The following is a 13,898-nucleotide window of genomic DNA, read 5'->3' on the forward strand; positions in this document are numbered from 1 at the left end:
CTTTGAGATACGCCGCGCTCAGGCCGCGGGGACCAAGACCCTGCCTTGGCTGGGCGTTCCCCGGACGCCCGGCACATTGGTCCGGTTCTGGATCGATACGGTGCCCATCCGGCTGGCTGGCATTCCCTTGACGATAACCGTATAGGCGCAGTTCGCCACGGGCTGGGCCGGGCCCATCACCGATCCGGAGGCCACGCCCAGCGAAACGCCGGGGTTGTCTCCATTGCTGAAAGGAATCTTCGTGCCCATGTTGTGCTGGGGCATGCCCAGCACGAGGATGTTGGTGACGTTGGGGATAGCGGTCATGCCGGCCGCGACGTTGAGGTATGGCACGGGCACGGGCACCGGTGGTGTCAGGCACACGTCCGGAAGGCCGAAATCGAAGCCGGAGAGTTGGCAGCAGGCGAAACACATGGGTCTTGCTCCTAGCCGAGATGGACTTGTTCGCTGTCGAACTTGAGCAGCGTCTTGCCGCTCATGAAGGTGGCGTGGCCGTGCAGTTCGAGCACGCCTTCGACCTGGCAGTCGAGGTGTCCGGCACGCACCGTCTCGCTGATTTCCGTTGTGCGCACCGTGGTGGCCGCATGCATGCTCACGTGCTCGTGCGCGGTCTCCATCTCCTTGCCCACCAGCCGGTACAGGCCGATGTGCCCGAGCCATTGCGCACAAGTGGAGACGGCGCGCTCGCACAGCATGCTGAGCGTCGACTTCGCGCGCAGGGCGATCGAGTCGGCATCCAGCGCGATGTTCTTGTCGCTCTGCAAGCTCAGGTCGCCATTGCGCACCACCAGGCGGGTATCGCCGTCCAGCAGCAATTGCTGCCCGGGGTTGCGGCTCTCGAGCACCGCGATGACCCACAGCCCGGTTTCGCGTGCACCGCTCAGCAGCACCTTGTCCCCGGGCATCGGCGCCACGAGGCAGCTCACGGCACGCCGCGCCGCAAGCAGTTCACTGGCCAGCCGGACCAGCAGTGCATTGCCCTGGTCCTGCGCCACCACTTCGGCTTCGGCATGCACCGGGCCGGACTGGCTCAACGCCGTTTCGTCGATGTTTGCTGGAACATGGCCTGTCGATGCTCGGGTTGCTTCCATTTCTCTGCCTCGCTAAGTTTGTCGTCGGCCATCAAGATGCCGGCGCGGTCCGAAAAGAGCGCCGCTTCCTGGGCGGCCTGATGAAAGTTCGTCCGTCCGAATCTCGCGCCGCGAAAGTCCGCGGCGCTGACGTCGGCATGGGAGAAGTCGCAGTAGATGAGCGATGCTTCCGCAAAAACGGCTTCGTGGCAAGTAGTGCGTCGAAGCATCGACTGGTCCATATGCGCACGATCCCAGCGGCTTCGCGTGAGCGCGGCACCGTCGAAGATCGACTGTGGGCAATGAATGGCCGTGGCATCGACGCCTTCGAGATTTGCCCCGATGAACAGCGCATGCGTGGCCATGGCCCGCAGCAGCACGGCACCCGCGAGATTCGCGCCCTTGAAATTGGCCTGCCGCAGGTCGCAGCCGGTGAAGTCGCAACGCCGCAGGTCGCTGTCGGTGAACTGGGTCATGGCGAGCGCCATGCCGGCGAAAGAGAAGCCCGCCGCCTCGATGGCGATCAGCACGCAATTGCCGATGGTGCAGCCCGGCAATACGCAGCGCGAGAGCGACAGGTGATGAAAGACGGTGCGCACAAAGCGCGTGTCCTGCGCAGACATCTCGAAGTCAGCGCAATCCATGAAGGCGCAGCGGTCGAACTCGCCCCCTTCGAAGTGCATCTGCGCAATCACGCTCTTGCTCCAGACCGAATCGGCGAAGCGCGCCTGTGCAAAGCCCAGTCGCCGCAACTCGCACGAGACCATGACCAGGCCGGCCACCTCGAGCTGTGTCCATGTGCAATCCTCGAAGGTGCAGGAGATGAACTGCACCCGCTCGAAGCGCTGGCGCTCGAAGACTGCGCCGATGAAGCGACAGCGAATGAACTGCATGTCGCTCCAGGTGCCGCCCGCCAGTTGCGCCGCCTGGAAGCTGCAGTCCTGCACGATGCCGCCCACCAGGCGCATCTCGGTTGGCGCGGCGCCTTCGAACACGATCGATGCGGTCGGCTTGCCCTGGCGGCATTGGTGGACGAGTTCTTCCCATGATGTCATCGGCATTGCTTCACTTCGCCCTGAACACCGGCTTGGTATTCATCCATGTCGTCAACGCCTGGTCGAACGAGGTTCCCGCGTTCGCCTCGACCATGGAGAGGTCGCTCTGGTACAGGCTCGCGCCGTCGAGGCAGGCATCGTTCAGCCGGGCCGACTTGAAGATTGCCTGCGCCAGGTTCGCAGCCCGCAGGCTGGCGCCGCTCAGGTCTGCGCGAATGAACAGCGCCTCTTGCGCCGATGCGCGGTCGAAGCTGCAGCGCATGAGCCTGGCTTCCGAAAAATCGAGCCCGTCGAGCACGGCATCGCCGAAGTCCGCTCCCGACAGGTCCAGGCCGCGCAGCGAGGTCTCGGAAAACTGGCAGCCGTCGAACCGCGAGCCCGCGAAGCCGCACTCCGGCGAGAAGAAGGACTGGTGCAGGCGCGACTGCGAGAAGCGCGTCGGCGCGCATTTGCGCAACATGCGAAACAGCACCGGTGCCAGCTCGCAGGACTCGAACGCGCATTGCTCGAAATCGGCCTCGACGAAGGCCGTTCGTTCGAGCTTGCACGAATGCCAGCGCATGGCCTTCATCGATGCCTGCATGAAAGTGCAGTTGACGAAGCCCGTGCCTGTGAACTCGACGTCGTCGGCACGCAGCGAGCGCCAGCGCCCATGGGCGAACCGGCAGTCCTTGAAGCGGGCACGGTTCCAGCGCGATTGCTCGAAGATCGCACCCTCGAACGTGCACTCAGTAACCGCGAGGTCGGAGAGTTCGCTCTTTCCCAGGTTCGCGCCGTCGAAATGGCACCGGGCCATCGTGGCAGCGGCGAAGCGCGCACGCGACAGCACGGCATTCCTGAAGCGGCAATCCGTCAGCGTTGCGCCGGTGAAATCGGCGCCCTCCAGCTGGGCACCCTCGAAGTCCAAGTCGCTGAGCGTCAGTTGCGACAGGTCGGCGCCCGTCAGGTCGGCCTTGCCCAATGACGTGCCGGTGCGAATCGCCTCCAGCACCTGCTCGCGTTTTCCGTTCGCCTGGCGTGGCGCTGCCGCGCGCAGGTGGGCCGTCTGCAGATAGCCGCTCATCGCAAGTGACTGCATGTCGGGCGCCGGCCTGCCGCCGGCATACAGCGCCTGAGCCTCTGGAGGCGGCGGATCGATGCGCGGCGGTCCGCCTTCAAGGCGTGGCCCTGGCATGTGGCCGGCCTGCTTGACCTTCGACAGCGCATCGCGCAACTCACGCGAACGCTTGATCAGCGACGTTTTCGAGCCATCCGCGCCGAGTTCCGCATCCGCCCTGTGCGCCAGGTAGAAGTCGTGGAGCTGGTCGAAGGTCTCCGGAAGGCGAGGCGGCCGGCGCGCAGCAGCAGGGGTGTCGGCATCGGCCTTGTAGGGCCCGAGCTTCTCGTCGAGTTGCGCCATCTCGGCCTGGTGGCGCAATCTCGCTTCCTCGAGCTGGGGTGAGCGTTGCGGATTGGCGGCGAGCCCCCATTCCGGCTCGTCGACATAGAGTCCCGCCGGAACCAGATCCGACTCCTTCAGCATGGCCAGGCCGCCGGTGCGCGGCGCCGTGCGCAGGCGCAGGACTTCGGCGTAGTGGGCTGCTGGACGAGCCTCACCGTTGCGTTCGATCGCGTGCATCAGGTCCGTCACGTCGCCGCCATCGTCGTACGCGACGTCGGCAGCGCCGTGATACACGAGGATCAACCGCTCCAGGTGCGGGATGAACCAGACGGTAGTCAACCGCATTGCCACTTCGTCCAGTGCCTCGCTGCCGCGGCGGCGTACGAAACAACGCGCATGCAGGCCGGGCAGGCGGCCGCGGATGACCGGCCTGGAGGGATGCAGGCCCACCAGCTCGAAGGGCGCATCGGCGGCCAGCACGTCGAGCCATTGGTCGCCGGGTGCGATGTTGAAGTAGTGCCAGTCGACGTCTTCGGCAAAGCCCGGAAAATCGAACTCGCGCCAGCGGTCGTCATAGGTACCGGCGCGCCGCGCGCGCGAGGGATCCATGATGTCGACAGGACCGAAGCCGGCGGGCTCCGGGCGATCGCCCGGCTTGGCAACCTGGCGGCCCGGTGTCTCGATGTTGGGCAGAGGCACCAGGCGCAGGCCGTTCACGTCGACGGGATCCAGCCCCTTGCCTTGCGGATTTCGCGTGTCCGCTGCACCGCCAAAGGCGTGTGCCGCGTCGATCGGCATTGCATCGAAAGGCAGCGGGTGGCTCGCGCTGCCGGACATCCAGTAGCGGTCGCCGAAGATGCTCAGCCGCTTCTCTCTGCCAGCAAGATTCACCGCGACGGCCGAGTGCGTGCGGTCCGAGCCATCGCGTGGAAAGGCCAGCCCCGAAACCAGGAACTCGCCGCCGAGCTTGGGAATGGCGGCATCCAGCATCGCCGACGGACCGGCCGCCTGCGCGAACAGCTTCCAGAGCGCGGACTCGGGCAGGAGGCGTTGGCTGGACTCCTCCATCGACACCATCGCAAGGCTTGCAATGCCGAGCTGGCACTGCCCGCGGTGCTTGTAGGGCCGCGTCAGCGATCCCAGGCGAAATGGCTTGACGGTGCGCATGAATCAGGGAGCCGGGGTGCGCGCCTCGGGCTTGACGACTTCGAGCAGGGCGATCTGCGCGATGTCGGCGGGGTTGTACTTGAGCACCACGTCGCGCCCGGGCTCGACCCTGGAGAGCTGGTGCAGCGGCACCACGCAGCGCGCGACGGACTCGTGCCGCACACCCTCCCGCGTCTCGAAGGCAATGGTGATGCTCAGCATCGGATGGTTGTTGACGAAGACGCCCGTCGAGCGCGACGACACGACCCGACCCGTCGCGCGGATGCCTTCGAAGCGCGTGGCGCGCACCGAGGCGATCACTCCGGAGATCATGCCGCCGAAGGCCATGGCCACGAAACCGAAGCACAGCGCGAACGCTCCCAGCACGAAGAGGAGCTCGCTGTGTCGCGTCTCCGCCAGATACCAGAGGAGCGCGCCGCCGCCGAGCAGCAGCAGCGCAACCAGGTAGCGCGCGAACGACGGCATCGCGGTCGCAGCTACCATTCGACCTTCAGGCCGGCACCCTCCATGGCAAGACCGGTCCAATACGACAGGTAGTCGCAGAACTCCATCTTGATCGGGATGTTCTTGAGGTTGAGTGCGCAGTAGTCGATCTTGACCAGCGCGTTCGACATCGTCACGCCGTTGTTGAACATCGCGACCGCGCTCGTCGAGCCACTGAACCACTGGAACGCATAGACCGAGCTCCTGAAGTCGAAGAAGCTCGCGCCCAGGCGCGTGAGCTTCGGCGTGTCCTGCACGATCTCGTCCGTTCCCTTGATGGTGACCTTCTTGGCGTTGATGTTGATGTCGTTGGTGGCCCTGATCTCGGTGCTGCCCTGGGAGAACAGGTTCAGCTGATCGGTGGCCTCGATCTGCTCGGTGCCCGTGACGGTCCGCGTGCTGCCGGCGGCAACCGTATAGGTCTCGACCCCCTTCACGATCACCTCCTTGCTGCCCGAGGTTTCCTTATAGTGGTTGTCCACCGTCGTTGTCTGGGCTCCATGGATGTTCTCGGTGCGTGGTCCGCCATTGACAGTGAGCGTGTCGGGGCCCGCGACGGTCGTGGTGCGCTGGACCAGCACGGTGTTGACCTCGCCGCCCGTCACGGTGTCGAAGCGCGGGCCGTTGATCGTCGTGGTCTCGATGCCGTTCACCGTGAAGGTCTCGGGGCCGTTGATGGTGACGGTCTGGGGCCCGTTGACCAGCAGGGTATCGGGCCCGTTGACGGTGGTGTCGCGCAAGGTGTTGTCGGTCAGGATGTCGGGGCCTTCGATGACCGTGGTCCTCGATCCGCCCGTGTCGTGCGTCTCGTCGGCTTCGACCGAGACGTTCAGTTCGCGCTCGGCATGCAGGGCCACGAACTCCGATCCCATCTTGTCCTCGAAGACCAGGGAGTTGGCGGTGGCGGGCGATCCCCCCGGTGTCGAACGGGTCACGAAGCCGCTCTTGCTCGCCTCGCCCGGCAGGCTGAAGGGCGGCATCTGGTCGGCGTTGTAGACGCGTCCGACGATGATCGGCCGGTCGGGACGCCCCGAGATGAAGTCGACGACTACCTCCTGGCCGATGCGCGGCGTGAAGACGGCGCCGAAGCCGTCGCCCGCAATGACATGCGACACGCGCACGAAGCGCGAGCTGTTTTCATTGCGCTGTCCATAGCGGTCCCAATGGAACTGCACCTTGACCCGCCCGTACTGGTCGGTCCAGATTTCCTCGCCTGCCGGACCGACGACCGTGGCCGTTTGCGGGCCGCTGGTGCGCGGCATGGGCGTGGTGCGCGCGGGCCGAAACGGCACCGACGCGGGCTGGACCACGAAGCTGAACCCATAGCTGCCATCGGCAGCGCCGGTCGCGTAGCCGCCCTCACGCAACGCATAGGAAACGGCCACCGTCAGGTATTCCTGGTTGTCGTCTCCCCGCGGAGAGTTCTGCATGGTGAATCGATAGCCCGGCGCCAGGCCCCGCACCGTGGCGTGGCCCGAACTGCGCTGCGCCATCGATTGGGCTTCCTCGAGGCGCACGCGTGCGTAATGCTCGCCTTGACCGGGGTCGGTGTAGTCGCCAAGCCACTCGTACATTTCGTAGTCCGCGTGATCGTTCGACAGCGGCTGGCTGCGCACGTTGCTCAGGTCGGCCTTGGGCTTGGAAAAGTCGAAATCGTCGATCACGTAGCCGCCGGAACGGATCTCCTCGACAACCTCCCAGTGGTCGATGACCTCCATGTCCTCGGTCAGCTCGCGATCGGCTGCGAAGTAGTTGATGGTTTCGTAGTCGGGCACCGGGGCATGCGCGCCGACGTCGTCTGCGAGCACCAGCGTATGCTGGTTTTTCTCGTGCTTGAAGTAGTAGTAGATGCCCTCCAGTTCCATGAGCCGGCTCACGAAGGCAAAGTCCGTCTCGTTGTATTGCACGCAGTGTTCCCACTGCCGGTACGAGGCACTGAGCTTCTTCTCGAAGGCAAAGTTGTAGTCGCCGAACACTTCCTCGAGGATCTCGACAACCGTCTTGTTCTGAAAGATCTTGTTGTCGCTCGACCGCGTGAGATACCAGAGCCAGGGCCTGACGGTGGCCCTGTAGATGGTGTAGCGGGAGGTCCCGCCCTCGCGTCCTATCATCGAGAAGCGCACGACCTGTCCGTTCAGGAAGCGGGGCGCCCCGGCGGTCTGGATTTCGAGCGCCAGCGGCTTGCCCAGCACAGCCTTCATGTCGATGGATGTGTTCGGGCTCAGCAGGTCCACCTCGAACTCGAACAGCTGCGACAACCCCTCGGTGCCGTGCATCGAGCGAAAGAGGAGCTGCTCCTCTCCCAGCGGCGTGTGGGCCTTGACGACTCGGTTGGGCATGGCTTACTCCCTTTCTTCGCTCAGCGTTCAGAAAATTCGTAGTGGAAATCGTCGTTCGCCGCGCCAAGCCGCACGCCGGCGAGCTTGCGCGCACTGACCGTGGCGCCGATGACTTCCTCGCTCAATCTCGGAAGGATGGTGTGCGTGAGGATTGCATCGATCATCCGTCCGCCCGACTCGATGGCGGTGCAACGGCGCGCCACCAGTTCGACGGCGCTGTCGTCGTAGTCCAGCGCAATGCCATGGTTCGCATCGAGGCGGGTGGCAATGCGGTCGAGCTGGAGGCGAATGATGCGATGCAATGCATCGGCTTGCAATGGGTAATATGGCACCACGACCAGCCGCCCGAGCAGCGCCGGCGCGAACACCTTGAGCAGCGGTTCGCGCAGCGCGGCTGCGAGCGGCTCGGGGTCGGGGCGCAGGGTCGGGTCTTCGCACAGCTGCATGACCAGGTCGGTGCCGACGTTGGAAGTCATGATGATCACGGTGTTGCGGAAATCGATGTGGCGGCCCTCGCCGTCTTCCATCCAGCCCTTGTCGAACACCTGGAAGAAGATCTCGTGCACGTCGGGGTGGGCCTTCTCGATCTCGTCGAGCAGCACCACGCTGTAGGGCCGGCGGCGCACGGCCTCGGTGAGCACGCCGCCTTCGCCGTAGCCCACGTAGCCGGGCGGCGCGCCCTTGAGCGTGGAGACGGTGTGCGACTCCTGGAACTCGCTCATGTTGATGGTGACGAGGTTCTGCTCGCCGCCGTAGAGCGCCTCCGACAGCGCGAGCGCGGTCTCGGTCTTGCCCACGCCCGAGGGGCCGCACAGCAGGAACACGCCCACCGGCTTGTTCGGATTGTCCAGCCGAGCGCGCGCGGTGCGGATGCGCCGCGAGATGGTCTCCAGTGCATCGGGCTGGGCCACCACGCGGGCCGAGAGGATCTCGCCGAGGCGCAGCACCGACTGCGCGTCGTCGCGCACCATGCGGCCGATCGGAATGCCGGTCCAGTCGGCCACCACGGTGGCAATGGCCTGCGCATCGACTGCCGCCAGGATGAGCGGCGATTCGCCCTGCAGCTGGACGAGCTTGTCCTGCGCCTGGTCGAGTTCGGCGCGAATCTCTTCGGGCGTTCGCTCGGGCTCTGACGGAGCGGCGTCGGCCGGTGCCTCGGCATCGCCGCCCTCCTCGGCCTCGTCATCCGTCTGCGCCTCGGCCCGCACCGGCACCGCATCGGGCGAGAGCAGCTTGCGCAGCGCCACGATGCGTTCGACGAGCACGCTTTCTTCCGCACGCCGCTGCTCGAGCAGGTCGAGCTCGGCCTGTGCCACAGCCACCTGCGCCGCGATGTCTTCCACGCGCTGGTGCTCGCCGACGCCGATCGCGGCCTCGCGCCCCGCAATGCCCGACTCGATGCCCAGCACCTCGATGCGGCGCTGCAGGTCTTCGATCGCGGCGGGCAGCGCATGCTGGCTCAAGGCCACGCGCGCGCAGGCCGTGTCGAGCAGGCTCACGGCCTTGTCGGGCAGCTGGCGCGCGGGAATGTAGCGGTGCGACAGGCTCACGGCCGCTTCGAGCGCGGCGTCCAGGATGAGCACGCCGTGGTGCTTCTCGAGCTCGGCCGAAATGCCGCGCAGCATGACCACGGCCTTGGACTCGGTGGGCTCGTGCACCTGGATGGTCTGGAAGCGCCGCGTGAGCGCCGGATCCTTCTCGATGTACTTCTTGTACTCGGACCAGGTGGTGGCGCCGATGGTGCGCAGCCGCCCGCGCGCGAGCGCCGGCTTCAGCAGGTTGGCCGCATCGCCGGTGCCGGCCGTGCCGCCCGCGCCGACCAGCGTGTGCACCTCGTCGACGAACAGCACGATCGGCCTTGGGCTTTTCTCGACCTCGTCGATCACCTGGCGCAGCCGCTGCTCGAACTCGCCCTTCACGCCCGCGCCGGCCTGCAGCAGCGTGGGGTCGAGCACCCACAGCGACACGTCCTTGAGCGAGGGCGGCACATCGCCCGCCGCGAGCCGCGAGGCCAGCCCTTCGACCACCGCCGTCTTGCCCACGCCCGCTTCGCCCGTGAGCAGCGGATTGTTCTGCCGCCGGCGCATCAGGATGTCGATGATCTGGCGGATCTCGTCGTCGCGGCCGTAGACCGGATCGAGCTCGCCCGCACGCGCCTTGGCCGTGAGGTCGCTCGCGTACTTGGCGAGCGCAGAGCCGCCCGCGGCAGCGCCATCGCCCTGGTGGGACACCGCCGCGGCGGCTTGCCCCGGCGCGACCGCAGCATCGAAGTCGTCCTCGGGCGAGCCCTCGGTCCATGCGGGAAGCTGGGCGATCAGAACGTCGGGCACGATCTTGTCGAACTCGCGCGAGATGCCCGAGAGCACCTGGCGCAGCCCCGGCGTCTTGACGATGCCCGCGAGCAGGTAGGCACCGCGGATCGATGTGGCCTCGAAGCGCAGGCTCGCATAGACCCAGGCGCGCTCGACGGCGTTGTCGACGTGCTCGGAGATGTCGCTGATCGAAGTGGCGCCATGCGGCAGGCGGTCGAGCGCACGCACGAGGTCCTGCTCGACTGCATCGAGGTTGAGGCCCGCGCGCTTGACGATGCGCAGCAGGTCGCTGTCCTGCAGTTGCAGTATCTGGTGCAGCCAGTGCACCAGTTCCACGTAGGCATTTCCGCGCAGCTTGGCAAAGGCAGTGGCGGTCTCCAATGCCTTGTAGAGCATCGGGTTGAGTTTGGAGAAAAGGGAGACGCGGCGGATATCGGTCATAAGGCCATGGAAGAAGCTTCGGCCGCCGTGGAAGCAGCCGATGCGGAACGGGAATACAGGGCTTCGGGCTGGAACAGCATGTCGCCGGCATCGGTGGGCGAGAGGCGCGTGCCGAGCCAGCTGCCCCAGCCCAGGCGCTGGTCGCTGCCCAGTTGCATGCCGAGGGCTTCCTGCTTCTTGAGCACGAGCCGCAGCTCCCAGGCGAACTCGATGCCCACGTACTGGCGCACCCAGTCGACCACCTGCTGCAGGCGCCTGCTGCCCGGCAGGAAGTCGCGGAACTCGCTTTGCGAGAGCGGCCCGAGCTCGAGCCGGAACTTGCCCTGCGCATCGCGCACCGCCAGCCCGATGGTGGCGCCGGCACCCAGTTTCTGGTTGCGCCCGGAAGTGCCGATGCGGCTGACCTCCCGATCGTCGAGCATCACCCAGCCGCTCACGAACTCCTCGACGCGCACGGGCACATCGAAGTACAGCCGCAGGATCTGGATCAGGCCCTCGGGGTTGCGCGTCTGGCGCACGAGGTGCCCGGCCATGAAGGTGCGCGCGTGGTCGGCGATGCGGTCGCGCTCCTTGAGCCCCGGCTGCCCCATGTTCATGAGGCTCGCCACGTAGTCGACGAAGCGGTGGCCGTCGGGGCGGTCCAGGCTGTTGACCGACTGCGCATCGGCCCAGGCACGGTAGAACAGCAGGATGAGCCGATGGTGGAACAGGTCGGCGAAGGCACTGAGCGTGTTGTCGCTGTGGTGGCGCTTGCGTTCGCGCGCGTACTCGGTCAGGTGCAGCGGCAGCGGCCCGTTGGGGCCGAACAGGCCGAAGCCGTAGATCGAGATGCGCGGCGGGCCGTCGCCATCGACATCGACGCCCGAGACGTTCGACGGCGCAAAAGCCATCGACGGCTCCTGGCCCAGGCGCAGCGGCTCGTCGAGCGGGCGCGGGGCGCGGCCCAGCAGCGGATGGCTGCCGTGCGCATCGAGGCGGCGCAGCAGCATGAACAGGTCGTGCTCGAAAGGCTGGTCGACCAGGCCGGCCCACAGGACCGGATCGGCTTCGGCCGCGCCGCGGCGCGCGCGTGCCTTGGCATCCTCGGGCGCGGCATGTTCGATCGCAGCCAGCGGCACCTGCTGCGAATCGTCGGTGAGGTCGGCCGTGTTCATAAGGCAACCTCCGCGCTACGCGCTGCGGTGCGAGCCCCCTTCGGAGCGGCCGGGCGGGTGCTCATGCTCATACGGCGGGACGGCGTCCGATGCGCGGCGTCCAGCGCGCGATCTCGCCGCGCTGCAGACTGGAGAGCGCGAACTCGGTGAACGCGTTGAGCGACACGTGCCGGCTGAAGAACTGTTCGAGCACGGCGCCGAAGAGATAAGGGCTCGCGCCCGAGAAGGCCACCTCGTCGATCTTCAGCGCGATTTCCACCCCGCGCCCGAAGACGATCGGCCCCGGCTCGGGCAGGCGGCGGAACACCGGCGCCAGCGCCATCGAGCGCACGCCCTGGATCTGGCGGCGCACCGCGGGGTCGGCCAGGTTGCCGTAGAGGTCGAGCATCTCGCGCAGTGCGGCCGCGCCCTGCGTGGCGTCGACGTCGGTCAGGCTCAGGTAGTTGAGGCCCAGGTGGCTGATCAGGCGCCAGGTGAGCGCACCTTCCGCCAGCGCGGGATAGGGCCGCGACGGCCCGCGCAGGATGCGGATGCCGCGCACCGGCGCCGACACGCGCAGCGAGAAGTCCGACTCCAGCCCGGTCGGCAGCAGCAGCGGCAGGTCGCGGTTGGTGCACAGCGCGTCGATCGTGATGTGCCGCAGGCTGTGCGGAAAGGGCGCGTCGTGCTGGTCGACCAGCGACACGTACACCTCGCTGCCGGTGTAGCTGGTGCGCGTGCCCTGCGCGCGTGCGCGGTCGGACACCAGGCGCGGCTCGCGGCGCAGCGAGAAGTACGCGCCGAAGTCGCCGTCGTCGGCGGCGAACGAGCCCAGGAAGGGCCTGAATTCGCGCTCTTCCGAGCCGCTCGCCATGTGGCCCGTGACGCGCTCCACCGTGAAGATCTCGAAGTCGCGCGGACGCGTGCGATCGATCACTGCATGATGCTCGTGCTGCCCGGGGCCCACCGGAATACGGTCGCTGCGGCGCGGCACCAGGTTGATGATTGGCGTGCAGAACAGCGAGAAGTGCTTGGCGTCGACGACCCGCTCCAGGTCGCCATCGGCGCGGTCGAGCAGGATCACGATTTCCATCGTGGTGCCGCCCATGGCGGAGGCCGCCGCGCGCAGGTTCTTCACGCTGAAGAACAGGTAGCGGTCGGGAAAGGCGAAGTACTCGTGCAGCAGCCGGTAGCCCTGGAACGAGCGCGCGTCATAAGGCAGCAGCGCCTGCTCGGGATCGAAGCCCTCGTGGCGAATGGCTTCGTCGCCGAGCGGAACGATGCGCGCCTTGCTGCCCGGGCTGCTGCGGCATACGGTGCCGATGCTGTGGTGCACCGCAAGCTCGAGCACGCGCAGCGCATGCAGCTCCGCGCCCGAAAGAAAGAACTCGAGCCGGTCGATCGGCAGCTCGGCAAAGGTGGTGCCGCCCACCGCTTCGAGCTTGATGGTGATCGCGCTCTTGGCCCGCTGGGCCACCGCGGGCATCGCGTGCGCGATTTCCGCAGGCACGGGGCCGATGCTCGCATCCGCGATCCTGATGGGCCACAGCGTGACCTCATGGCCGGTCCTGAATTCGCAGGCCGTCTGCTCGCCCTTGATCATGCGTCCGCGCATGATCGTGTGGCGCGGCAGCTCGTAGCCGGCTTTCAGCGAGCCCTCGTTGAGGTTGCCGTCGATCTGCACCACGGCCATGGCCGGCAGCGGCGCGAGGAAGTTGGGGTACACCACCTCGAGCAGCCGCTGCGAGAAGCGCGGAAACTCCGCATCCATCTTGAGCTGGATGCGCGCCGTGAGAAAGCTGAAGCCCTCGAGCAGGCGCTCCACGTAGGGGTCGCTGACCTCGATGCCGCGCATGCCCAGCCGCCCGGCGATCTTCGGGTAGCGCTGCGCGAACTCGGCACCGAGCTCGTGCATGTAGGTGAGCTCGCGGTTGTAGTAATCCAGCAGCCTCGCGTCCATTCAGAGCCCCCCGGTCGGACGCAGGACCATGTGGCCGCTCTCGAGGTCGAGCTCGGAGCGCAGGATGAATTCGATCGGGTAGGGCACCGACCACAAGGTGCCGCGGATCTCGAGCGCGAGCAGGTTGTGGTGCTCCAGGTCGGTGGCATCGGTGACGCAGCGCACGTCGATGCTGTCTTTCATGATGCGCGGCTCGAAGTCGATGATCGCGGCGCGGATGGCGGCCTCGACGTCCGCGAAGTCGACCTCCGACATGCGTCCGCCGGCCCAGCCGCGCACGCCGTAGTTCACGACCGAGCGCCGCGCGCGCGGCATGGCGTTGATGGTGTGGTCCGCGCCGAAATTGGTGGTGTTGAGCAGCCACTGCAGGTCGCGCAGCACCGAGTCGCGCAGCAGCTTGCCGCTCATGAGGAACGCACCCGCGCGCTCCTGGCGGCTTTGCGGCTGCTTGTCGGTCAGGCGGTCGAGCAGCACCGGCTGCAGGCGGTCGCGTGCAACGCTTTCTTGCTGGTCGCCATCGGCCTCCATCGCCGGACGGCTGGCTGGCAGGACGGAAC

Annotated in this window: 10 protein-coding genes; all 10 read right to left on the minus strand. The window is 66.7% G+C overall.

The window, feature by feature from the left end:
* Positions 1–18: 18 nt before the first annotated feature.
* A complete protein-coding gene (locus L1081_RS19065; RefSeq protein WP_489413574.1) occupies positions 19–414 on the minus strand; it encodes a PAAR-like domain-containing protein in 396 nt (131 codons plus the stop codon).
* An 11-nt stretch (positions 415–425) separates the two neighbouring features.
* Positions 426–1,034 (minus strand): DUF3540 domain-containing protein, encoded by a 609-nt coding sequence (locus tag L1081_RS19070; protein ID WP_489413575.1) that lies wholly within the window; start codon positions 1,032–1,034, stop codon positions 426–428.
* Positions 1,031–2,131, minus strand: a complete 1,101-nt coding sequence (locus tag L1081_RS19075) for a pentapeptide repeat-containing protein (RefSeq protein WP_489413576.1) — start codon at positions 2,129–2,131, stop codon at positions 1,031–1,033. Before L1081_RS19075 ends, L1081_RS19070 begins: the two co-directional genes overlap by 4 nt.
* Positions 2,132–2,135: 4 nt before the next feature.
* Positions 2,136–4,673, minus strand: coding sequence for a DUF2169 domain-containing protein (locus L1081_RS19080; protein WP_489413577.1), 2,538 nt, complete (start codon positions 4,671–4,673; stop codon positions 2,136–2,138).
* 3 nt (positions 4,674–4,676) lie between these two features.
* Positions 4,677–5,156 (minus strand): DUF3592 domain-containing protein, encoded by a 480-nt coding sequence (locus L1081_RS19085; protein ID WP_489413578.1) that lies wholly within the window; start codon positions 5,154–5,156, stop codon positions 4,677–4,679.
* Positions 5,150–7,495: a type VI secretion system tip protein TssI/VgrG gene (locus tag L1081_RS19090; RefSeq protein WP_489413579.1), complete on the minus strand. Its 2,346-nt coding sequence runs from the start codon at positions 7,493–7,495 to the stop codon at positions 5,150–5,152. Before L1081_RS19090 ends, L1081_RS19085 begins: the two co-directional genes overlap by 7 nt.
* A 20-nt stretch (positions 7,496–7,515) precedes the next feature.
* Positions 7,516–10,248: a type VI secretion system ATPase TssH gene (gene tssH / locus L1081_RS19095; protein ID WP_489413580.1), complete on the minus strand. Its 2,733-nt coding sequence runs from the start codon at positions 10,246–10,248 to the stop codon at positions 7,516–7,518.
* Positions 10,245–11,402: a type VI secretion system baseplate subunit TssG gene (tssG, locus tag L1081_RS19100; RefSeq protein ID WP_489413581.1), complete on the minus strand. Its 1,158-nt coding sequence runs from the start codon at positions 11,400–11,402 to the stop codon at positions 10,245–10,247. Before tssG ends, tssH begins: the two co-directional genes overlap by 4 nt.
* A gap of 67 nt (positions 11,403–11,469) precedes the next feature.
* Complete coding sequence (gene tssF / locus L1081_RS19105) at positions 11,470–13,341, minus strand: type VI secretion system baseplate subunit TssF (protein WP_489413582.1); 1,872 nt, start codon at positions 13,339–13,341, stop codon at positions 11,470–11,472.
* Positions 13,342–13,869 carry a type VI secretion system baseplate subunit TssE gene (gene tssE / locus L1081_RS19110; RefSeq protein WP_012745362.1) on the minus strand — a complete coding sequence of 176 codons (528 nt, stop codon included), beginning with the start codon at positions 13,867–13,869 and terminating at the stop codon, positions 13,342–13,344.
* Positions 13,870–13,898 lie beyond the last annotated feature (29 nt).

Source organism: Variovorax sp. MSC1_012 (assembly GCF_023667525.1).
Lineage (GTDB): Bacteria > Pseudomonadota > Gammaproteobacteria > Burkholderiales > Burkholderiaceae_C > Variovorax > Variovorax beijingensis_B.